Genomic DNA, 19,351 nt, shown 5'->3' with positions numbered 1-19,351 from the left:
GGGCAGAAGCAGGATGGAGTTTCTAGAATGCCTTGCCCCGCTGGAACCATTCTTCGCCGTCCCGATAGCGCACGCGCCAACGCCGCTGAAGGCAGCGCTTCAGCCGATTGTCAGCTTGCAGGAAGTCCTCTGGCGCCAGGAAGCACAGATCACTTTCTTTGGCGGCTTTAAGGCTGGCAAATCAACGCTGCTCAACGCGATCATGGGCTGGTCGCTGCTCCCCGCGCGCGCCAATCGCGCCACTGGCGTCATCACCAAAGTCTGCTATGCGCCGCAGGCGTCAGCCAGCGTCGTTCACCGCTCGCCAGATGGCAAAGCGCGTGAAGAGTCTATTTTGCTTGATGAGATTGGCCGATACGTGTTCCTCGATCTTTCGGGCGCTGGCGCCAAAGCGCCGACAGGCGGTGAGGAAGTCTTGATTCACCTGCCGCTCGCTCTCCTGAAGCATAGGTGTATACTGGCTGATACGCCAGGATTGATGGATACCCCGACGCTCACTGAACGCTGCTACCAGGAATTAGCGCGGTCCGATCTGGCCGTCATGGTGCTTTCAGCGGTCAAGTTGCTGTCTGACGAAGAAAGAACGGCGGCGCAGCGAGCGCAGGAACTACTTCAAGGCAATCTCGTCTTTATCGTCAATCGGCTCGATATGATTGATGCAGAAGACAAAGACGACCTGCTGGTCTGGGCGCGCGCGAGCCTGGAGGGGCATGGCAACACCTTGATAGGGTGTCCAGCCGTGTTCGCCACCGAGGCCAGGGGGGCGCTGGAGGCGCGGAAAACCGGCCAGCAGCAGGACGACGCTGTGGCCGGATTGCGCGCGTTCGAGCAATGGTTGGAAGCCCTTTTGAACAGTCCAACCCTTGAGAAAGTGATCGCGCGGTCCCGCTTAGGCATCCTCACCTACTATCTTGGCAGGGCGCACACTATTCTGCAAACAAGCCTGGCCGAGACTCAGCAAACGACCTCGGAACTGGAGAGGCAGGAAACCGCCGCGCTGGCTCAACGCCAGGCGCAGTTTAAGCGCGAGGCCGATGATGTTCTGCTGGGTCTCAGTGTGTTCAAAAGCAATCTAGGAAAGCTCGGCGAACGATTTATTCAGGACTGTGTGCAGCATGCGCAAGACCTCATTGACTCCGACGAGCGCTGGGCTTCCAAGGAGAAGCTGCGCCTCTGCTTTGAGGGAGCCATCATGACCTATGCCCGCACAGTAAATCAAAGAACCAGGCACGAGCTTGGGGAGTTAGCCGTTCCGGTTCTTATCTTCGAGCCAGGAGCAAAGGGAGCCATCGAGATGGGGACGATCAAAGATGCTTCGGCAAAGCTGGCCGTTGGGGCTGGCATGGTCCTGAATACCTGGCTGGAAAGCGGCTTCGTTGGCCCCATGTTCGTCAACTGGATTACCAGGGCGCTGCTCACCGAGGACGCCAGGCAGAAGCTGCTCGAAACGGTGGAGCAAGGCGCGCTTGAGGTGCTTCCGGCGCTGCGAAGAGAGGCGGAAACCTACCTTGAGCAAGTGGAAATATTGGTCCGGCGTTTTGGGCAGACTCATCAGCCAACTATGGAACCATCAGCCAGCCTTCAAGCCGCGCACCAGATTGAGGGCTATTATCGCGGGCTGGTCAAGTGGGCCAACGATTTTCAGCAGGCGCTCGATGAGGTTCAACAAACACTTGCCCTCTAACCGCTGTTCGCTGACTTCTCTTCGTTGGATACCGCCGACCGCCCCGACGTGATAATTCTCTTGACGCGCCAATCTAGCGGCCCTACAATACGAATGAGGGGCTGGAAACCACAGAAACAGCTCGATAGCTCCTCACGAGAGGAGGCAGCCGATGGCTGACCGGGTGGGCCAACAGTTTGGCGTATATCAGCTTACCAGCTTACTAGCAGAGAGCGCCACTGCTGAGATATATCGTGGCGAGCAACGCTACTCGCGCATCAATGTTGTTATCAAGCTTCTGCGGCGTCCACTGACAACAACGGAAGAGATCGATACTTTTCGCGCGGAGGCGCGCGCCCTTGCCGCGCTTATCCATCCTCATATCGCGCGTATACTGGGTTTCGATGTTCAGGACCAGAGCGCCTTCCTGGTGATGGACTACGCGCCCGGCGGCACACTGCGCCGGCGCTACCCTGGTGGTGAGCCAGTTGCACTGGAGACGATCTTACCTGCCATCAAACAAGCTGCCGATGCTTTGCAATATGCCCACGAGCAAGGAGTTATTCATCAGGCGCTGAGGCCGGAAAACCTGCTCTTGGGGCGGCACGACGAAACCTTGCTCAGTGGCTTTTATCTCGCGGCTGCGTACCAATCGGCAGATATGCAGACGCCTGAGGGGTCTGGAGCGATCAAGGGCACAGCGGCCTATTTGGCTCCAGAGCAGTTTCAGGGGAAACCATCCCCGGCCAGTGACCAGTATACGCTGGGAGTCATGGTTTACGAATGGCTCAGCGGCTCACTGCCCTTTGAGGGGTCTCCCGCCGACCAGGCTAAACAACACCTTACGGCGGCTCCTCCGCCCTTGCGCGGGAAGGCGCCAACTATCTCCCCAGCAGTTGAGCGGGTCGTGATGCGAACGCTGGCGAAAGATCCGGCGAAACGCTTTGCAAGCATACGGGCATTTGCTGCCGCGCTCGAAGAAGCTGCCCAGGCAGAGCCAGTGTCTCAGGCTGGCGCGGCTTCGGCTGCGGCAACTAGACCTGCCTCTCAGCATGCTGCGGCAGCAGCGCGACCAGCGGCTCCACAGCCCGCGCGCTCCCCCACACCTCACCCGGCGGCTCCATACCCGCCAGCAGGCCAGATGCCGACGCCACAAGCATGGCCGAGGCAGCCAGCGGCGCCTCAACGATCTGCGCAGCAGCCAAGCTGGCAGCCTTCGCCTGCTGCTAAACGCGCAGCGCGCTCGAATACTGTGGGCTGCATTATCGCTATCATTGTAGCGGCAGTGATAGGACTCGCCTATCTCCTGGCGCATTGAGGCAGAGCTACAGCATGCGCCTCTTCGATGTCTATCTTGCCGTTGATTGGAGCGCACGAAGCGCGCCCAGTCCGGCAGCGCCGACCCGCGATGCGTTGTGGGTTGGCGAACGGTTTGCGCCTAATCAGGCCGCTGAAACATCTTGCAGCGAAATCTACTGGCGCACAAGGCATGCCTGTATTGACTACCTCCGCACGCGGCTGCTTCAGCATATGGGGGCCGGGAGGAGGGTATTGCTTGGCTTCGATTTCCCCCTTGGATACCCCGCTGGATACAGCGCCGCTCTAGGACTCAGCGGCGATAGCCCACCCTGGCGGAAGCTCTGGGAAGAGCTACAACGATTGATGGTTGATGATGCCACCAACGCGAATAACCGCTTTCAGGTTGCTGCTGCCCTAAATGCCCGGTGCGACGGCCCAGTCCCCGGACCGCTCTGGGGCTGTCCCTCTGGAATGCGCCTGTCTGCGCTGGCTCCAACCAGCCCCAGCTATCCCTATCCGGTTCGCGCTGGGCTATCCCTGGATCGCCTTCGTCTGACCGAATACAAGACACGCGGGATACAGCCTACCTGGAAGCTCTATGGTGTCGGCAGCGTCGGCGGGCAGGCGCTGGTCGGTATTCCCGCCATCTCCCGCTTGCGCAGCGACCCGGCTCTGGAAAGTGTAAGCCACATCTGGCCGTTGGAAACTGGATTTACGCCTGCCCCCACCTCCGACCGGGGGCCAGCCATCATCTTCGCCGAAATCTGGCCTGGTCTTGTACCCGATCCTCTTGACCCACACATCGCCATCCGCGACCAGGCCCAGGTTCGAGCAGCCGTGAGATGGCTGGCTCACCTGGATACTACAAATCAGCTTGGCGTTCTCTTCGCAAAGCCCGCTTATCTATCGTCTGAAGCACTTGCCCGCTGTGTCACAGAGGAAGGATGGATACTGGGCAGCGGCCTGAGCGTCGGATAATTCTCACATGATTCCCGTCAATCGCCGCTGTGTTCTCTTCCTCCCCACCATACCACCTCCTCCCCAAAGCGCGCTCGCAGCAGGGCTACAGTCGCCTGGACTTGCCGCCGCTTTTCATCATCCGGGGTCGGCTCGCGTTCCCAAAGGCTGGGCTGGCAAAGCGATACGCCCAATCCGCTGACGCCTACCCCCAACAGGCGTACCGAACGCCCCGCCTGCCAGACCTGCGCAAAGAGCCGGGCAGCCGTTGCTGCGATCACTGCTTCCTGGTTGGTTGGCGCTGCTAGTGTCGCCTGGCGTGTAATCGTTGTAAAATCCGGCCAGCGCAGCTTCAACCTCACCGTACCTCCGCTCATCCCTTTGCGTTGCAACGACTGACTCACCGCTGCTGCCTGGGCGCGGATGGTCTGTCGCAGCGTCTCTTCCTCGGAGACATCCTGCGCGAAGGTCGTTTCTTTAGAAAGTGACCTGGCAACATGCGTGAGTTGGAGAGCGCGCTCATCGATCCCCCTCGCGTGGCGCGCCAATTCCTGACCATACTTACCGAAACGACGCGCTAACTCGGCCTCTGGATAGCTCGCCAGATCACCAATCGTCTGTATGCCCAGAGCCGCCAGACGCTCGGCGGTCTTGGGGCCAATGCCCCACAACGCCCGTGTCGGCAGGGGAGCAAGGAACATCGCTTCTGTCCCGGCAGGAACCACACACAGCGCATTGGGCGAAGCGCCAGTCTGCGCAGACGCCTTGCCCACGTCGGTAGCAATTTTGGCGACCAGTTTGTTGGTCGCCACACCCAGGGAGCAAGGCAGGCCCAGTTCTTTGCGAATAGTCGCCTGGAGGCGTGACGCCAGGAGTTCCCCTGGCAGCGATGCATCGCTCACATCCAGAAAAGCCTCATCTATAGAAAGCTGCTCCACCAGAGGCGTCAGTGCGCGCAAGCGATCCATGACCTGCGCAGAGGCCGCGCGATAGGCCGCAAAGCGCGCAGGCACAATCAATAGGTGCGGACAGCGATGGCGAGCCTGGGCCATCGAGAGCGCCGAATGGATCCCGAACCGGCGAGCGGCATACGAGCAAGAGGCAACCACACCGCGCTCTTCGGGCCGTCCACCGACAGCGAACGACTTGCCTACCAGCGAGGGATCACGCTGCTCTTCGACGGCACAGAAGAAAGCATCCAGGTCCAGATGAATGATAGTGCGTGGCATCGCCACATCTCCTGGGAACAATCATCTTCATTGAAGACATTATGAAGATATTAAAACAAATGTTCTATCACTGTGAGCATAGCACAGTTCATCCGAGATAACAAGCCAGATTCCCAGCCTGGCGGCGCCTGCCTTGAAACGGATGCGAAAAGCCTCCCTCCACAGGATCGCAGGCCGACCTGTGTTACAATACGGCCAGTTTTAGAATGACTGAGGAGGATCATGTTATGGAACTCAAGCCTGGCCTGCGAGGCTCCTCATCGCTGGTCGTTGCCGAAGAACACACCGCCGCGCATTTTGGCGCTGGCGGTGTACACGTATTTGCAACGCCGATGATGATTGGATTGATGGAAAATGCTGCCTTTAGCGCCGTCCAGCAGGTGCTCCCCGAAGGCCAGAGCAGCGTTGGCTCGCGGATAGACATACGCCACCTGGCGGCAACGCCAATCGGCATGAAAGTCACGACGACAGCAGAGCTACTGGAGGTTGATGGACGGCGTCTCGTCTTCCGCGTCGAGGCGCGCGACGAAAAGGAACTCATTGGCGAGGGCCAGCACGAGCGTTTCATCATCAACCTTGAACGCTTCCTCAGCCGCATTGAAGAAAAAGCCAGAGCATAGCGCGCTGATAAAGAGGGCAGCGGCCTGATCGGCCTTCTTACCTGTGCCTGCTCACTTTTGCCAGGCAGGATACGCCAGCGTCAGCAAACGCTTGACCTGCTCGCGTTCACTCTCGCCCAGGGCAAGCAATGGCGCGCGCGGCGCGCCTCCATAGCCTGCGCTCAGTTCCAGCGCCGCTTTCAGGCCAGGCACCCCATAGCCAGAGGTCACAGCGGTATTGATCGGCGTCAGGCGCGCCTGAAGTTCACGCGCTTCAGCGAGCTTCCCCTGGTGGAAAAGCTCGATCAGGTCATGGCACTGGCGCGGCAGAATATTGGCTAATGCCGCCACCGCGCCGCTTGCTCCAACCACCAGCGCAGGCAGCAGAAATCCCGCGCTGCCCGCCAGCGTTCGGAAGCCCGCGCGCGCCCGCGCCGCAATCTCAGTCAGTTTCGTCACGTTCCCGGCGCTATCTTTGACGCCGATCACTCGCGGATGCTCAGCGATAGCCAGAATCGTGGCCGCATCTAGATCAAGCCCGCCGGTGCTGCCAGGCATGTTATAGATCACCACGGGAATGGGGCTGGCATCCGCCACCATATGATAATGGCGCACCAACGCCTGCATCGTCATCTGCCCCCGGAAATAGGAGGGCGGCAAGACGAGCGCCGCCGCCGCCCCATCGCGCGCGGCAGCCTCGCAAAGCGCCAACGTGGCACGCGTTGATTGGGCGCTGGCCCCCGCCAGCACCGGCACAGCAGCGGGGGCAGTTTCCCGAATCGCCCGAATTACCTCGCCGCGCTCAGTGTCGTCAAGATGCGCCGCCTCACCATTGGAGCCAAGCGCCACTATCCCCGCTACCCAACAATTCCCCGGCTCGGTCAGCCGCTGGATATGGTTGTGCAGCGTGGCAAGGTCCAGTTCTCCCCTGGCATCGAAAAAGGTGGGTACCGGAGGGTAGATACCCTCCAGGTCAAGCGCGTTATCAGACATGAATCTTCGTCCGTTCTGGCCGGAAGGCCGGCATGCAAATGGACCAGTAGACACATGGCTCACTGGCGCTGGCGTTGCTGTAGGTCACTGTTGTGCCGCGCTCCACCAGGCAGCTTTCCTGAGCGCCTACCTGCTCAATACGACCATCAGCCTGTACTGCCAGCGCCCCCTGCGCCACCAGCACCAGTTCATCGAACTGGGCTGTCTGGGCTGGCTCCTTCCAGCCCGGCGGAGCCACCATCCGCGCTACGCTGTACGCATCGGTCTTGGTATGTACCGCGCCTGCATGTTCATCAATGAGTTTGCCGTCATCACGCGGGATAACCGTTCCCGTTGTCACTTTGCGAATCACTGGCCTACCTCATAGAGAAACTCAATTGCGCTCTGGATCGCCAATTCGTAGTGGGGGAGATAAAACTTCTCATTGGGCGCGTGCAGGTTATCGTCAGGCAGCCCAAAGCCCATAAAAACGGTGGGCGCATGCAAAACGCTCTCGAAGAGCGCGCCGATGGGAACCGAGCCGCCCTCGCGGAGATAGACGGGATCGCGGTCAAACACGGTGCGCAAGGCCGAAGATGCCGCGCGCATCCAGGGACTCTCCAGGGGCAGCAGGACGGCATCCCCACCATGAATATTGAGAACCGTCACCTCGATCCCGGGGGGGCAAAGCGCCTGAACGGCACGCTCAAAAAGCGGGACCATATCGTTTGGGCGCTGATCGGGTACCAGACGCATACTCACTTTGGCCTTCGCCACGGCGGGGATAACGGTTTTCGCGCCCGTGCCGGTAAAGCCGCCGACGATGCCATGCACCTCCAGCGTAGGGCGGGCGGTGCGGCGCTCTTCAGTGCCATATTCCGTTTCGCCAACCAGCGCAGAGATGCCCATTTCGCGGCGGTAATCTTCATCCACCTCAAAAGGATAGCTGGCCCAGTTCTTTTTTTCCTGTTCGGTGGCCGGGCGAACCCGATCATAAAAGCCGGGGATATGAATATGCCCATCGCGGTCTTTCAGCCCGGCCAGTATAAGCGCCAGCGCGTGCAGCGGATTGGGCGCAATCCCGCCATAAATGCCGGAATGCAGGTCGCGCTTCGCCCCGCGCGCTTCTATTTCAGTATAGAGGATGCCGCGCAAGCCATACGTGATGGCCGGAAGGCCCACCTGTGGCATACCCGTATCAAAAATCAGTGCTACATCAGCAGCCAGACGCTCAGGATGAGCCTTGACATAGGCTTCAATTGACTCGCCTCCCGCCTCTTCCTCGCCCTCAATCAGCACTTTCACATTGACCGGAAATTTGCCGTCAGCCTGGTAGAGTGATTCCAGCGCCTTGACCAGCGCAAACATCGGCCCTTTATCATCGGACGCGCCGCGCGCATACAGATTATCGCCTTTTAGAGTTGGCTCAAATGGCTGGCTCTGCCAGAGGTCCAGGGGATCGACAGGCTGCACATCATAGTGACCATACAACAGCACCGTTGGCTTACCGGAGGCTTGAAGCCATTCCCCATAGACGAGCGGATGACCCGCAGTGGCGATCACCTCCGCCTTCTCCAGACCAGCGCGGCGTAGATGATCGGCGACATATTCGGCGGCGCGACGAACATCATCTTTGTGTTCAGGTAGTGTGCTAATGCTGGGGATGCGCAGTAACTCCAGCAGTTCCGCCCGGAAGCGATCACGATTCGCTTCCCCATAGCGCCGCGCTCCCGCGGCCTGGGACGAGCTAGACATGATTGGCTCCTTACCAAACAGTTTCTCTACAGAGGACAACGAGCAGCTACTATTGGAACACAACTTGCGAATAGGCGCTCAGTGCTTTCTGACAATCAGCCGCATCAAGAACAAGCATGAACTAGACCAACCTACGCGCAGCAGTGACGCGATTATACTACAAAAACGACGAACACCTTCTATATCAGACACGGGTACAACTCGTGGGGAGTCTCTCATGGGCCTGGCTAGCATTCTCAGCGGGCAAGCGCCTTTCTTCTCGCTCCTGGCAGATATTACGAGCCTTCAACCTGCTGATATTGAGCAACTTGTCGCCATTGCCTGGCACTGGCTGGTGTTATCGGCGCTGGCGGCATGGATAGGCGCCCTCATCGCCGGATACAGGTTGCTCACAGCCTTCAGAGGACAGCAGCAGGCAGAAATTGCCGCCGTCCTTCATGTCGCAGCGCAACACCAACGCCGCCAGAGCTGGCTCTGGCTCAGCATCATCCTGGCAGGGATTGCAGCGATCTTCTGGCTGCGCATCCCGCATGTGCTGCCACATCAGCAACTCAATCAAGCGCCCGATTGGGCGGCGCTCTGGCATTTCCTGCTCTACAGCCCCGAAGGCTGGCTCTGGCTGGCGCGTGCCGGGCTGGCATTATCGGCTTTCGGGCTACTGGCAGCGATCTCTCTCTCGGGCCGTCGCCGCGCTCAGGTGGGACGCAGCGATGGCTTGCTCACCCGTAGAGAGCGCACGAGACGCCCATTCTATCGCGGGAGGAACGCCTCTCAGACGCCAGGAAACACATCCTGGATACCGGGCAGATGGCATGAAATAGCCTTCTCAGTTCCTGAAGCCACGGGCGGAAGTGTCATCCTGGAGCGCCAGCTTCTCACCGAGCGGCGAAACACAGGCGTAAGCCTGGCTGTGACCGCAGCCCTGTTGTGCGCGCTCTTACTCCTCTTTTCTTACGGCAAAAGCGTGCAACTCCCTATCACCGCGCTGGCGCTGAGCGGGATTACCTTACTCGCGCTATCTATCTGGTTGGGTGGTGTCCTTTATCTTGCTTCTGTCCTGGGGCCAGCTACGCATGTCATCGAGAACGCCGAGCGCACGCAAACGTTTGTTGAGATGATCCCAACAATCAGGCCACCCTTTACCTCGGCCCTCGTTGCGCTCGCCTTGTATAGCCTCTTCTCTGTAGAGGCCCGTCTGACCAGCTTCAATAACCTGCCACTCCTGCTCAGCACGCCTTACGGATGGGTTCTCATTGCCGGGCTTATCCTCCTGGGAACCATCCTTTTGCTTACGCTTTATCAAAAGCGTCGGGCGCTGCCTTTCCTGGCACAAGCGGCCTGGCTTGCCGCGTGCGGGACAGTGACGAGCGTCCTGGGAGGTATGGATGTCTCGCGCTCTTTGCAGATCACCCAACAGGAGCGTCAGGCGCTCGCCCATCGGGCAGAGAAGCGACTGGCGAAAATAGCCTATGCCCAGGTCATACTGGGCATGCTGGTTTTACTGTGGCTTGTGCTGGTTTCATTCTTTGGCGGGCCTTCAGCCATCTAAGCAAGTGATTATGGGTTACGCGGCCTGACAGGATGCTCTATCAGCAGATCGCGGCGCGCGTCCCATTGGCGCGCCTCCTCCTCGCGGCCCAAGGTGCGCAGCGTATCAGCTACCCGCTGGAAGCGGGCCGAAGTTGGTTGCAATTGGGCCGCGCGCTCAAAGGTGCGCAGAGCCTCTTCTATCTGGCCGAGCTTCTGAAGCACAATGCCGCGATTTTGCCAGGCAGCAGCATTATCCGGCTCCAGCGTCAGCACGCGATCACAACAGACCAGCGAGTCCTTATAACGCTCCAGCATAAACAACGCATAGCCGCGTGTATTCCAGACTCGCGCCCGGTGATGGTCAAGTTCCAGGCAGGAATCGAGCGCCGAAAGCGCCTCTCCAAAGCTTCCAAGAGCGTTGAGGGACCACCCCAGCCAGAACCAGGTGGGGGCATGGCTGGGATCAAGCGCAGCCAACTGCCGATAGAGCGAGACAGCTTCTTCATACTGCTTCGCGTTGCGGGCCTCTTTTGCCTGCTGCCGCAGCGCCGCCAGATCAGCCGCAGCGGGTGTAGGGCGCACAGTGGGCAGCGTGAACCGCACCGCTGGCAGCGTGGGGAAGGTTTCTCCACGCGGTCTCGTCAAGGTAGAAACGGGGCCGCCTGGCGCGCGCAGCGCCATATCGAGCGCCCGCACAAAAGCGCGCATGGTGGGGAAGCGATCTTCCGGTCTCTTTGCCAGCGCACGCATCACCACCGCATCCACGACTACAGAAATGCCTGGATGTGCCTTGCTGGGCGGCAGCGGCGGCTCAGTCGCGTGTTGAATGGCGATAGCTAAGCCATCCGAACCATCAAATGGCAGATGCCCCGTAAGCAGCGCGTAGAGAATGACCGCCGCGCTATACTGATCGCTGGCAGGCGCCGCATGGCCTTTGCCTTGCTCCGGCGCCATAAACTGCACCGTCCCTGGCGCAACATCCGGGCGCGTGAGATCAGGGGCAACACCACTTAAGCGAGCAATACCAAAGTCCGAGAGCATTAACTGATCGCCCTCGGAGAAGAGGATATTGGCAGGCTTCACATCACGATGAATAATGGGGGCTGGTCGGGTATGGGCGTAATCCAAGGCTGACCCAAGCTGGCGAAGATAGGTGAGTGCTTCTCCAGACGGCAGCGGGCGGCCCTTCATCCGATCTTTCAACGTCCCACCACGCAGCAGCGGCATCAGCAGAAAGGCCACGCCTTGATCTTCGTCGGTGTGATAGACCGGAACAATATTCGCATGCTCTAACCGCACCGCCACCTTGGCTTCGCGCAAGAACCGCTGCCGTAGCTCATCAGCGTTATCATGGCGCGGCAGCAGTGCTTTTAAGGCCAGTTCGCGCTCAAGCTGAAGATCGGAAGCGCGATAGACTGCGCCCATCCCGCCAATTCCCAGCAGCGCATCAATACGGTAGCGATTTGCCAGCACAATGCCTGCCAGAAGGCAGCCACAGCGCACGCAGACACGGACGCCCGGCTCATTTTCATACTGGCACCGCTCATTCACGCAACGCATACTCTGGCTGCTCTCCTGCCTCGTCAGGCTCACCTTATGCACTCTGCTTGCAACGCCTCCGCAAACTCATGTAATCGCTTGATCTGGCGATGGTTAGGAGACGCCTGCCAGCGCTTCGCTTGCACCAGCCGCAGGGAAGCCTCGACTGAGCAGCCATCACGCACCAGCACTGCACAGGTAAGCAAGACACTGCGTCCAACCCCATGTTCGCAATGAATCAAGACACGCTGCCCATCCCGTATCTGTTGCAGGGCATACCCTGAACCTTCCATCAACTGCTCCACGCTCAACGGATGCGTATCCGCTGCGGGTATATGGAGCAACTGGATGCCATCACGATTCAAGGCGGCCTCGTCATCGCGGTATTCTGCGCGGGTATCAATCACGCGCGTAATTCCGGCACGCGCCAACCGCGCGATGTCTTCCTCACGAACGCGCCCACCCACCGCAAGCGAACTTGTCACCCAGCTCATATCCAGCCGGTCAGGCAGCGCCACTCCTACCTGTTCTGCCAGGCGAGCGCGGCTGCTATCTTCAGGAAACAGATGCGCCGCGATGCGTGTCCAGAAACGATAGAACAAGCGCAGCGGAGCCATCAACAGCCAGCGGCCAAAAGAGCGCCGCAGGAAACGCTGCTGCGCTTGCACGCTGCGATGCTCCGCTTCCCCTGCCTCTGCCGTCACTGGTTGGGGTATCGCCAGCGGATCAACCTCATCAGAGGGGGGCAGGCTCGTCATGCAACAGCTCTCCCTGGCTCCAGAACGCCATCCTTTGCTAACACCCGCTCCAAAGCGGAGATGGCGCATTCAATTTGTGAGTCATCCGGCTCGCGTGTTGTTAATCCCTGGAGCGCCAGGCTGGGGGCCACAAGCCAGCGAACGAAGCGCAGGCGATAATAGGTTGCGCCCAGGCGCATTAACTCATAGGCAATAGCCGCAACGACTGGTATCAGCACAATACGTGAGAGAATGCGCAGCACAAGAGGAGGATTGCCCACCAGGGCAAAAACCAGAATCGAGACGACCATCACGACCAGCAGAAACCCGGTGCCGCAGCGGGTATGGACTTTCGACGCCGCGCGTACATGCGCGACATCGAGGGGTTCGCCGTGTTCATAAGCGTTGATCGCCTTATGTTCAGCGCCATGATAGCCAAAAACGCGCTGCACACTGGGCAGACGCCCGATCAGCCAGAGATACACCAGCAAGATCACCAGGCGAATAACCCCCTCCAACACCAGGGCCAGCGCGCCATTGCCCACCTGGCGCTGCGCCAGGCCCACCAACGCCAGTGGACCAAGAAAGAAAATCCCAATGGCAAAAGCCAGCGAGATCGTCAACGTAATTGCCAGCGTCCCCTTACCCAGAGCCGATGATGTTTCTCCATCAGCGCCCGTGACCTGTCCTGTCGCCACATTCGCGGAAAAAGCCATCATCCGCGTGCCAAGCACCAGCATATCCCACAACAGCAGCACGCCACGTAACAGCGGCAGCCGGAAAACGCGATTCTGATAGAGGCGCGGCGCCAGGAGTTCCTCATGGACCAGAATACCCCCGCTGGGCTGCCGAACGGCTACCGCGACAGCCTTTCGACCACGCATCATCACGCCCTCTACAACTGCCTGACCACCATAATTGAATGTCGCCACGATTCATTCCTTGCACAACAAGCTACTGCCGCTGTCTTCTGTGCATCAGCCTGGATAAAGGGAACAAAGCAGAGGATGAGCCATTCCGCCCATCCTCTGCTCTTTCAAGCTTACTCCTCTTTCAGGTTAAAGCGCCTGCGGAAACGCTCGACGCGGCCAGCACTATCAAGAATGCGCTGCTGACCAGTAAAGAAAGGGTGACATTTCGAGCAGACATCCACACGAAGGTTCTGTCTAATGCTCCCTGTCTTAAACGTATTTCCACAAGCGCACGTCACCGTCGCTTCAACAAAGTCGGGGTGAATTCCAGCTTTCATGAGTCCTTCTCTGATCCTTTCGGGCGCAACTATTTATTGCATAGAAACGGGTGTCCGTCCTGCCAGCGCGATGACGGATACCCCAATGATCTTCTACCTTCATTGGCATTGTACACGTCGCCAACCCAGCCGTCAAGCGAAGACTAATCAGAGTCCTTTCTGAAAGCAGCGTTTTTTTGTTTTGCTCACACTTCCTAACAGGTATTCTGGCAAAATGGATACCCCTTCATTGTATCACACGAAACCAGGAAGACTCAGCAGCCGGAACAGTAATGCGCAGATGAACCATTCCCGGCGCTGGCAGTTCATAATACCAACGCCGACTGAATACAACCTGTAGCGCCGCCTTCCAGGCGGCTGACCGTTGGCCGCCTGGAAGGCGGCGCTACAGGTGCTAGCCGCTCGCAGGCAAGAGGAGTGTCAAAGATTAGCACCCCATCCTATTCAGGAGGACGTAGAAGAGTTCTTGTCCCTATTAGGCAGTACCGCAGCCCCTGGCAGTGGCTCAGAGAGGACGACAGGAGGTAGGACCAGAGGATCGTCGCCAGGTTCCTGTTCCTGAGCTGCGCCCGCGTGAAGCGCGCTCCTCCCATTCTCCATCCCTATCGGCTCGGTGGCAGTGATTTCTGTCCCTACCACCACTTTTGCTGCTTCTTCCTGCCTTGTTCCACGCCGGAATCGGCAGGCTAACAAGAATGTCAATGTCAGCGCACGCTCGCGCCGCTCATCCTCATTCATCATCCGCAGCCGGGCTTTTAACAAATCGCTGCGCGTCAGTATCCCTACTAATTGCGTAGGATGTTCAGGGGAAACCACTGGCAACCGCCCAACATTCGCAGCAATCATCCGATTAGCGACAAGCCGCAGCGGCTCATCAGGAAATGCCACGACCAACCTGCGACCGATCAGGCTATCAAGGGCGCCCCCATCTTCCTTATCTGCGCCTCCCAGGTGAGCCAGATCAGAGCGGGTAACGATGCTCACCAGCTTGCCATCAGAATCCACCACTGGATACCCCTGATGGCTGAACCCACTGCTCTGCGAGAAGAACTGGCTATGCGCTTCTTGAAGGGTTATTGAGGCGGGGATTGTCACCACCTGCCGGGTCATTACTTTGCCAACAGTGAGCATCTCCAGCGGGTCTACCGCATATTCGCGGGCCACATGGTATCCCCGTCGAGCAACCTTCTCGGTCAGGATGGAACGCCGCAAGGCCAGAACAGTAAAGCCATGTGAGGCCACACACGCGATCAACAGGGGCAGCAGCAGGTTCACATCATGGGTAAGCTCCAGCGCAAAGATGACGCCTGTGAACGGCGAACGCATCGTACCACCCAGAATAGCAGCCATACTCACCAGCGCCCAAACTCCAGGATCCCCAATAGGGACAACCGTCGCCTCCAGGCCGCCGAGTGCTGCGCCAACCATGAGCAAAGGCGCCAGCACACCACCTGAGGTGCCCGACCCCAGCGCAATCGCCCAGATGGCCGCTTTCACCAACAAGACCGCTAAGAGCAGCTTGAGCGTAAAATGGCCGCTGATAAGCGTTCGGATCGTATCATAGCCGACGCCGAGCGTATGAGGGAAGAAGAGTCCGCCAACACCAACGACGAGGCCGCCCAACACCGGCCACCACATCCAATGGATGGGCAGGCGACGAAAAGCGTCCTCGGCGGCATAGACGGCAACCGTCAGTAAACAAGCTCCAATGCCCGCAATAATCCCTACAATCGGGCAGAGCAACAGCCCTGAAAGCGACATCACTGGATGAGGGGCAGTAGGAAAGAGGGGGCCAGGACCGATCAAGATACTACGCAGGATCGCCGCTGAGGCGCTGGCAACAGCTACAGGGATCATGCTGCGCGGCTTCCACTCGAACAGCAGGAGTTCCACTGCGAGTAATACAGCCGCCACAGGTGAGGCAAACGTTGCCGACATACCCCCCGCTGCCCCTGCTACCAGCAAAATCTTGCGCTCAGATGCGGTCAGGCGCAGAAACTGACCAATGATGGAGCCAAAAGCGCCTCCGGTCATAATGATCGGACCCTCAGCGCCGAACGGGCCACCAGAACCAATCGAGATAGCCGAGGAAAGCGGCTTCAGGATCGCCACGCGCGGTTGAATATGGCTTTGGCCGATCAGAATGGCTTCCATTGCCTCAGGAATGCCATGTCCACGAATGCGTTCTGAGCCATAGCGGGCCATCAGCCCAATAATAAGCCCACCAACCGCAGGTATCAGAATCTCCCACCCTCCCAGGGTATTATTGGCAGGAGAAAGAAAGGTGAAAGAAAAGCGTTGATAGAAAAAGAAATTCGTAAAGAAGCCAATCAACCCCAGCAGCACAATGGCGATCAGCGCGCAAAGTAATCCTACGATCAATGCCAGGGCAGAAAGCCACACCAATCGAATATCGGCAGTAAAATCTCCTAGCTCGCTTACTCCTCGTGCTATGGCCTTCGCCGCTTTATCTTCTTTAGCTGCTATCTTTGAGAGGCGCTGCTTAACACCCACCAAGAGGAACCTGACCATCCAACCTCCTTAAAATTTTTCCCTGGCTCTATTGCCAAGAAATACCGTCCATTTTATTATATCGTTTTACGACATTTCTGCCAAGAGAAGCTTGCTTTGTATCTTGCTTCATAATCTCCACATCACGAGGGATTAGCTGGTTTACATGTGCCACCAATGATATAATTCAGAACATCAATCTCTCACCGAGAGAGGGGCAGCACCCCACCAGGAAGGCTCCCTAGATGACAACCTTCAGATTGAGCGGTAATCCCGGTAGTTCGTAGAAGCTGCTTGAGATTCCTTGTGCACATGGTTGTAGAGAGGAAGTGTTTATGGATGATAGCACGTCTCCATCGCGCCCGAAAACAAAACAGGCCCTCCAGAGCAACTTGCCAGGGCCAGCTACACGAGGCGAACGGGGATCAGAATCCTCGATCTCTCTTGAGCCAGGGAAAATAAGCAAAGCCGAGTTTGAGTCGCTCGCCAATTTTCGCTACGCTATTCGACGTTTCCTTCGCTTCAGCGAACAGGAAGCGCGAAAGGTCGGCATTACCCCCCAGCAGCATCAACTTTTGCTGGCAATTAAAGGGTATCCTGATCGGGAGAGCGCAACCGTCTCGGATCTGGCTGAGCGTTTGCAAATGCGCCAGCACAGTACGGTTGGTTTGATTGATCGGACTGAAGCGCAGGGGTTGGTGCGACGGGAAGCGGGCACAGCGGATCGTCGGCAGGTCTATATTTTTCTGACTCCTGCGGGGGAGGCGCTCTTAGACAGGCTAGCAATCATTCACCGCCGAGAATTACACACGATGAGCGATGCGCTGCAACTCCCCATGTGGAAAGATTCTTCGCCGCCGACCACCTGATGCCTCCAGATACCGAAGAGCAGCGGCAGCAGCCCTCATTTTTCCCTACGCCGCCGCTGTTTAGGGGGTCTATATTCCCGAAAAATAGTACGCCCAATCTGCCACCCAACGATTGCCAGGCCAACAGTCAGCAGAACAGTGAGCGTAATGCCAATCACGCGATCAAAGATCAGCAGCGTGGTTCCTAGAAATCCCCCCACCAGGACACCCGCCAGGGCGCCAATCAAGCACCCTAAAGGGCCACCGTTGGTCGGCCAGGAAGGTTCTTCCGGCGGTTGTCTTCCCTCTTGCTCTTGGTCGCTACTCACGTGAAGGTTCTTCTCTCCTAGTCCTCAATACCAACCGGCAGTAAATCAGTTCTTAGACCGTCCCAAACTGCCGGTCTCCAGCATCGCCCAATCCAGGGACAATATAGCCGCGATCATCGAGTACCTCATCTACCGCTCCCACATAAATTGGGACATCAGGATGCGTCTCATAGAGCTTCTTCAGCCCATAAGGCGCAGCGATGATACACACATAGCGCAGATGCGGCACACCAATCCGCTTGAGCGTGTTGATGGCATCAATAGCTGAACCGCCAGTTGCCAGCATAGGATCAACTGAGAAACAGACCTGAAGATTTTCCGCGCGCCCCATCTGGTTATAGTACTCGATTGGCTCCAACGTGCGCTCATCGCGCCGCAGGCCAAGATGCCAGACCTGCACTTCAGGAAAAACCTCGCGGAACCCTTCAGCCAATCCCAGACCGGCGCGTAAGATTGGCACAACGCCAACTCCACCGGCCAACCGCTGCCCCATCATCGGCTTTAATGGCGTCTCAATCGGCGCGGCAACTAATTTTAAATCAACGGTTGCCTCATAGGCCAGCAGCGCGCCAAGCTCTTTGACCAGCCGATAGAACTCCGCTGGCGGAGTTTGCTGGTCACGCAGACGAGTGAGCTTATGCGCAACAACGGGATGAGTGGAGATAGACACTCCAGGCAGATGCAGCACTTCTTCACGGCTGGGCTGTGGTATCCCGCGCATTGGCAAATCCATCTCGCCAGCTTGATGCTCTGACATACTATCCCCTCCTCAGTACAGCGATGCGCTGCCAAATATCCTGGCCTACTTACTTGCCCGCTTTATCTCCGGTATCCGGCAAGAGTGTCGCATACGGGGGCAATCAGGTCAAGGGCAAGAAATCAGCGGCGGGCAGTGGAAGAGAGCGCCCCTCTTAATCATTGGTAGGATTGACGCGCCAGCATAGCAAAGCTATACTAAGATGGTGTGACACCCAAAGAAGGAGCGCTGGGAATGAGCAAGATTAAAATACGCTGTAGTCAGTGCGGCAAAAGCTTTAAATCAACCAACCCAAAACAACTCATTTGCCCGGAGTGTGAAGAGAAGGCGCGCCGCGCGCGCGCGGCAAAAGCCAAAGGCATGCAGCCTGCGACCAGCGCGCCGACGCCTGCCCCCAGGCAAATACCGCCCGCCAGACCAGCCAGGACCACCGCCTCCCCTTCACAGCCTAAACACCACTGGCTGGACCAGCAGCCAGATGTCAAAATTGCCGCGCTAGGACCGCCAGAGCCGTCACGGCCACCGCGACTGGATATACCAGAACAACGCCCTCCAGTGCCGCCCCAGAGTCTCCGCGCATCTGATGTTGGCGACAAAAAGCCCATGAATCCATTTACTCCAGGCCAGGCCAGACAGCCTGCACACGCCCGTCAAGCAGGATCGGGTACAGTAGCTCTCGCGCAGGATCAGAAGGCCCGGAGGCCAGACCAGCATAAAAGAGCCGGAGGAGAGCGGCCCAAAGTTAGCAAGCATCCAGTAGCCACCCCAAAACCCAGGCGTGAACCGCGCCAGCCAACACCTCCTTTCACCCCGACAGCAGAACAGGTCGCTGCTATCGAGCAACGCTATCTGGAGCTAGCGCAGGCTGGTGAGTTCGATGGGATTCGCACGCAAATCTCCAAAGAGCTGAGTATTCCCAAATCAGCCGTCAAGAAGGCCGTACAATCGCTGCGTGAACGGCAGGAAATCCCTAGCTGGTGGGATCTTCAGGCCTATCATGGCACACCCGAAGATCTGGAGCGAATACGTTCTATGTACGTTCCCCTCCTGCCTACGCCGACAGTCGGGGTCCATAAACAGATCGCTGCCCACCTTGAGCTATCAGCCGGCACAGTTTATCAAGCTATCAAGGTGATTCGTACAGAAATGAACCTTCCTCAGTATAATCCACCTGAAGATCATGGCTCTTCTTCATAACCCCAGGAGCGGAGGGCTTCGGCTTCAAGATGCGTTTCACCCCTCTACAGTAGGAGGGGTGACGCACTGGGAGAGGTCTGGCATACAGCCAGCAGGGTTCAACAACGCTTGACAGTGGCTTGATAACATGATAGGCTTGAAAAAACCGCTTCGTTTTTTGTATTCGCAAGCGCATGCCTG

The 19,351-nt window shown here is 58.1% G+C and carries 18 protein-coding genes; 7 read left to right on the top strand and 11 right to left on the bottom strand.

The window, feature by feature from the left end; all coding sequences use genetic code 11:
- Window positions 1-13: 13 nt before the first annotated feature.
- From VH599_04235 to VH599_04225, 3 genes are all read left to right on the top strand, one after another.
- Complete coding sequence (locus VH599_04235) at window positions 14-1,684, top strand: dynamin family protein (protein ID HEY7347503.1); 1,671 nt, start codon at window positions 14-16, stop codon at window positions 1,682-1,684.
- 151 nt (window positions 1,685-1,835) lie between these two features.
- Window positions 1,836-2,981: a serine/threonine-protein kinase gene (locus tag VH599_04230; GenBank protein HEY7347502.1), complete on the top strand. Its 1,146-nt coding sequence runs from the start codon at window positions 1,836-1,838 to the stop codon at window positions 2,979-2,981.
- A 14-nt stretch (window positions 2,982-2,995) separates the two neighbouring features.
- On the top strand, window positions 2,996-3,940 hold the full coding sequence (locus VH599_04225) for a hypothetical protein (protein HEY7347501.1): 945 nt from the start codon (window positions 2,996-2,998) through the stop codon (window positions 3,938-3,940).
- A gap of 17 nt (window positions 3,941-3,957) precedes the next feature.
- Here the strand turns inward: VH599_04225 and dinB are convergent, their stop codons facing one another.
- Window positions 3,958-5,148: a DNA polymerase IV gene (gene dinB, locus VH599_04220; protein ID HEY7347500.1), complete on the bottom strand. Its 1,191-nt coding sequence runs from the start codon at window positions 5,146-5,148 to the stop codon at window positions 3,958-3,960.
- 227 nt (window positions 5,149-5,375) lie between these two features.
- Between dinB and VH599_04215 the strand changes: the two genes are divergently transcribed.
- Complete coding sequence (locus VH599_04215; GenBank protein ID HEY7347499.1) at window positions 5,376-5,768, top strand: thioesterase family protein; 393 nt, start codon at window positions 5,376-5,378, stop codon at window positions 5,766-5,768.
- A 51-nt stretch (window positions 5,769-5,819) separates the two neighbouring features.
- Here the strand turns inward: VH599_04215 and VH599_04210 are convergent, their stop codons facing one another.
- The 3 genes from VH599_04210 to VH599_04200 are packed head-to-tail and all read right to left on the bottom strand — an operon-like array spanning window position 5,820 to window position 8,474.
- Window positions 5,820-6,740, bottom strand: a complete 921-nt coding sequence (locus VH599_04210) for a dihydrodipicolinate synthase family protein (protein ID HEY7347498.1) — start codon at window positions 6,738-6,740, stop codon at window positions 5,820-5,822.
- Window positions 6,733-7,092 (bottom strand): cupin, encoded by a 360-nt coding sequence (locus tag VH599_04205; GenBank protein ID HEY7347497.1) that lies wholly within the window; start codon window positions 7,090-7,092, stop codon window positions 6,733-6,735. The genes VH599_04210 and VH599_04205 overlap by 8 nt, the downstream gene beginning before the upstream one ends.
- On the bottom strand, window positions 7,089-8,474 hold the full coding sequence (locus VH599_04200) for a dipeptidase (protein HEY7347496.1): 1,386 nt from the start codon (window positions 8,472-8,474) through the stop codon (window positions 7,089-7,091). The genes VH599_04205 and VH599_04200 overlap by 4 nt, the downstream gene beginning before the upstream one ends.
- Window positions 8,475-8,691: 217 nt before the next feature.
- On the opposite strand from VH599_04200, the gene VH599_04195 reads away from it, so the two are divergent.
- A complete protein-coding gene (locus VH599_04195) occupies window positions 8,692-10,023 on the top strand; it encodes a hypothetical protein (protein ID HEY7347495.1) in 1,332 nt (443 codons plus the stop codon).
- A gap of 8 nt (window positions 10,024-10,031) precedes the next feature.
- Here VH599_04195 and VH599_04190 read toward each other — a convergent pair whose 3' ends face one another.
- From VH599_04190 to VH599_04170, 5 genes are all read right to left on the bottom strand, one after another.
- Complete coding sequence (locus VH599_04190) at window positions 10,032-11,564, bottom strand: serine/threonine-protein kinase (GenBank protein HEY7347494.1); 1,533 nt, start codon at window positions 11,562-11,564, stop codon at window positions 10,032-10,034.
- Between the two features lie 29 nt (window positions 11,565-11,593).
- The gene (locus VH599_04185; GenBank protein ID HEY7347493.1) at window positions 11,594-12,301 is read right to left on the bottom strand and encodes a dual specificity protein phosphatase; all 708 of its coding nucleotides are present in this window, start codon (window positions 12,299-12,301) and stop codon (window positions 11,594-11,596) included.
- Window positions 12,298-13,212 carry a DUF1385 domain-containing protein gene (locus tag VH599_04180; GenBank protein HEY7347492.1) on the bottom strand — a complete coding sequence of 305 codons (915 nt, stop codon included), beginning with the start codon at window positions 13,210-13,212 and terminating at the stop codon, window positions 12,298-12,300. Before VH599_04180 ends, VH599_04185 begins: the two co-directional genes overlap by 4 nt.
- Window positions 13,213-13,322: 110 nt before the next feature.
- Window positions 13,323-13,529 (bottom strand): 50S ribosomal protein L31, encoded by a 207-nt coding sequence (gene rpmE / locus VH599_04175; GenBank protein ID HEY7347491.1) that lies wholly within the window; start codon window positions 13,527-13,529, stop codon window positions 13,323-13,325.
- A 444-nt stretch (window positions 13,530-13,973) separates the two neighbouring features.
- On the bottom strand, window positions 13,974-16,061 hold the full coding sequence (locus VH599_04170; GenBank protein ID HEY7347490.1) for a chloride channel protein: 2,088 nt from the start codon (window positions 16,059-16,061) through the stop codon (window positions 13,974-13,976).
- Between the two features lie 314 nt (window positions 16,062-16,375).
- Here VH599_04170 and VH599_04165 point away from each other — a divergent pair, with 314 nt between their 5' ends.
- Entirely contained in the window at window positions 16,376-16,909 is a 534-nt protein-coding gene (locus tag VH599_04165) for a MarR family transcriptional regulator (protein ID HEY7347489.1), read from the top strand.
- Between the two features lie 35 nt (window positions 16,910-16,944).
- On the opposite strand, the gene VH599_04160 is transcribed toward VH599_04165, so the two are convergent.
- On the bottom strand, window positions 16,945-17,217 hold the full coding sequence (locus VH599_04160) for a hypothetical protein (GenBank protein HEY7347488.1): 273 nt from the start codon (window positions 17,215-17,217) through the stop codon (window positions 16,945-16,947).
- A gap of 52 nt (window positions 17,218-17,269) precedes the next feature.
- A complete protein-coding gene (gene upp / locus VH599_04155) occupies window positions 17,270-17,974 on the bottom strand; it encodes a uracil phosphoribosyltransferase (protein HEY7347487.1) in 705 nt (234 codons plus the stop codon).
- Between the two features lie 234 nt (window positions 17,975-18,208).
- On the opposite strand from upp, the gene VH599_04150 reads away from it, so the two are divergent.
- Window positions 18,209-19,171, top strand: coding sequence for a hypothetical protein (locus VH599_04150; GenBank protein ID HEY7347486.1), 963 nt, complete (start codon window positions 18,209-18,211; stop codon window positions 19,169-19,171).
- Window positions 19,172-19,351: the final 180 nt, after the last annotated feature.

Source organism: Ktedonobacterales bacterium (genome assembly GCA_036557285.1).
Lineage (GTDB): Bacteria > Chloroflexota > Ktedonobacteria > Ktedonobacterales > DATBGS01 > DATBHW01.
Note: the sequence above shows the minus strand (reverse complement) of the source record. Positions and strands in the feature narration are given on the sequence as shown.

Bases quoted from the DNA above. Each gene is read 5' to 3' on its own strand.
- VH599_04235 (HEY7347503.1), top strand. From the start codon at position 14: ATGGAGTTTCTAGAATGCCTTGCCCCGCTGGAACCATTCTTCGCCGTC.
- VH599_04230 (HEY7347502.1), top strand. From the start codon at position 1,836: ATGGCTGACCGGGTGGGCCAACAGTTTGGCGTATATCAGCTTACCAGC.
- VH599_04225 (HEY7347501.1), top strand. From the start codon at position 2,996: ATGCGCCTCTTCGATGTCTATCTTGCCGTTGATTGGAGCGCACGAAGC.
- dinB (HEY7347500.1), bottom strand. From the start codon at position 5,148: ATGCCACGCACTATCATTCATCTGGACCTGGATGCTTTCTTCTGTGCC.
- VH599_04215 (HEY7347499.1), top strand. From the start codon at position 5,376: ATGGAACTCAAGCCTGGCCTGCGAGGCTCCTCATCGCTGGTCGTTGCC.
- VH599_04210 (HEY7347498.1), bottom strand. From the start codon at position 6,740: ATGTCTGATAACGCGCTTGACCTGGAGGGTATCTACCCTCCGGTACCC.
- VH599_04200 (HEY7347496.1), bottom strand. From the start codon at position 8,474: ATGTCTAGCTCGTCCCAGGCCGCGGGAGCGCGGCGCTATGGGGAAGCG.
- VH599_04195 (HEY7347495.1), top strand. From the start codon at position 8,692: ATGGGCCTGGCTAGCATTCTCAGCGGGCAAGCGCCTTTCTTCTCGCTC.
- VH599_04190 (HEY7347494.1), bottom strand. From the start codon at position 11,564: ATGCGTTGCGTGAATGAGCGGTGCCAGTATGAAAATGAGCCGGGCGTC.
- VH599_04185 (HEY7347493.1), bottom strand. From the start codon at position 12,301: ATGACGAGCCTGCCCCCCTCTGATGAGGTTGATCCGCTGGCGATACCC.
- rpmE (HEY7347491.1), bottom strand. From the start codon at position 13,529: ATGAAAGCTGGAATTCACCCCGACTTTGTTGAAGCGACGGTGACGTGC.
- VH599_04170 (HEY7347490.1), bottom strand. From the start codon at position 16,061: ATGGTCAGGTTCCTCTTGGTGGGTGTTAAGCAGCGCCTCTCAAAGATA.
- VH599_04165 (HEY7347489.1), top strand. From the start codon at position 16,376: ATGGATGATAGCACGTCTCCATCGCGCCCGAAAACAAAACAGGCCCTC.
- upp (HEY7347487.1), bottom strand. From the start codon at position 17,974: ATGTCAGAGCATCAAGCTGGCGAGATGGATTTGCCAATGCGCGGGATA.
- VH599_04150 (HEY7347486.1), top strand. From the start codon at position 18,209: ATGAGCAAGATTAAAATACGCTGTAGTCAGTGCGGCAAAAGCTTTAAA.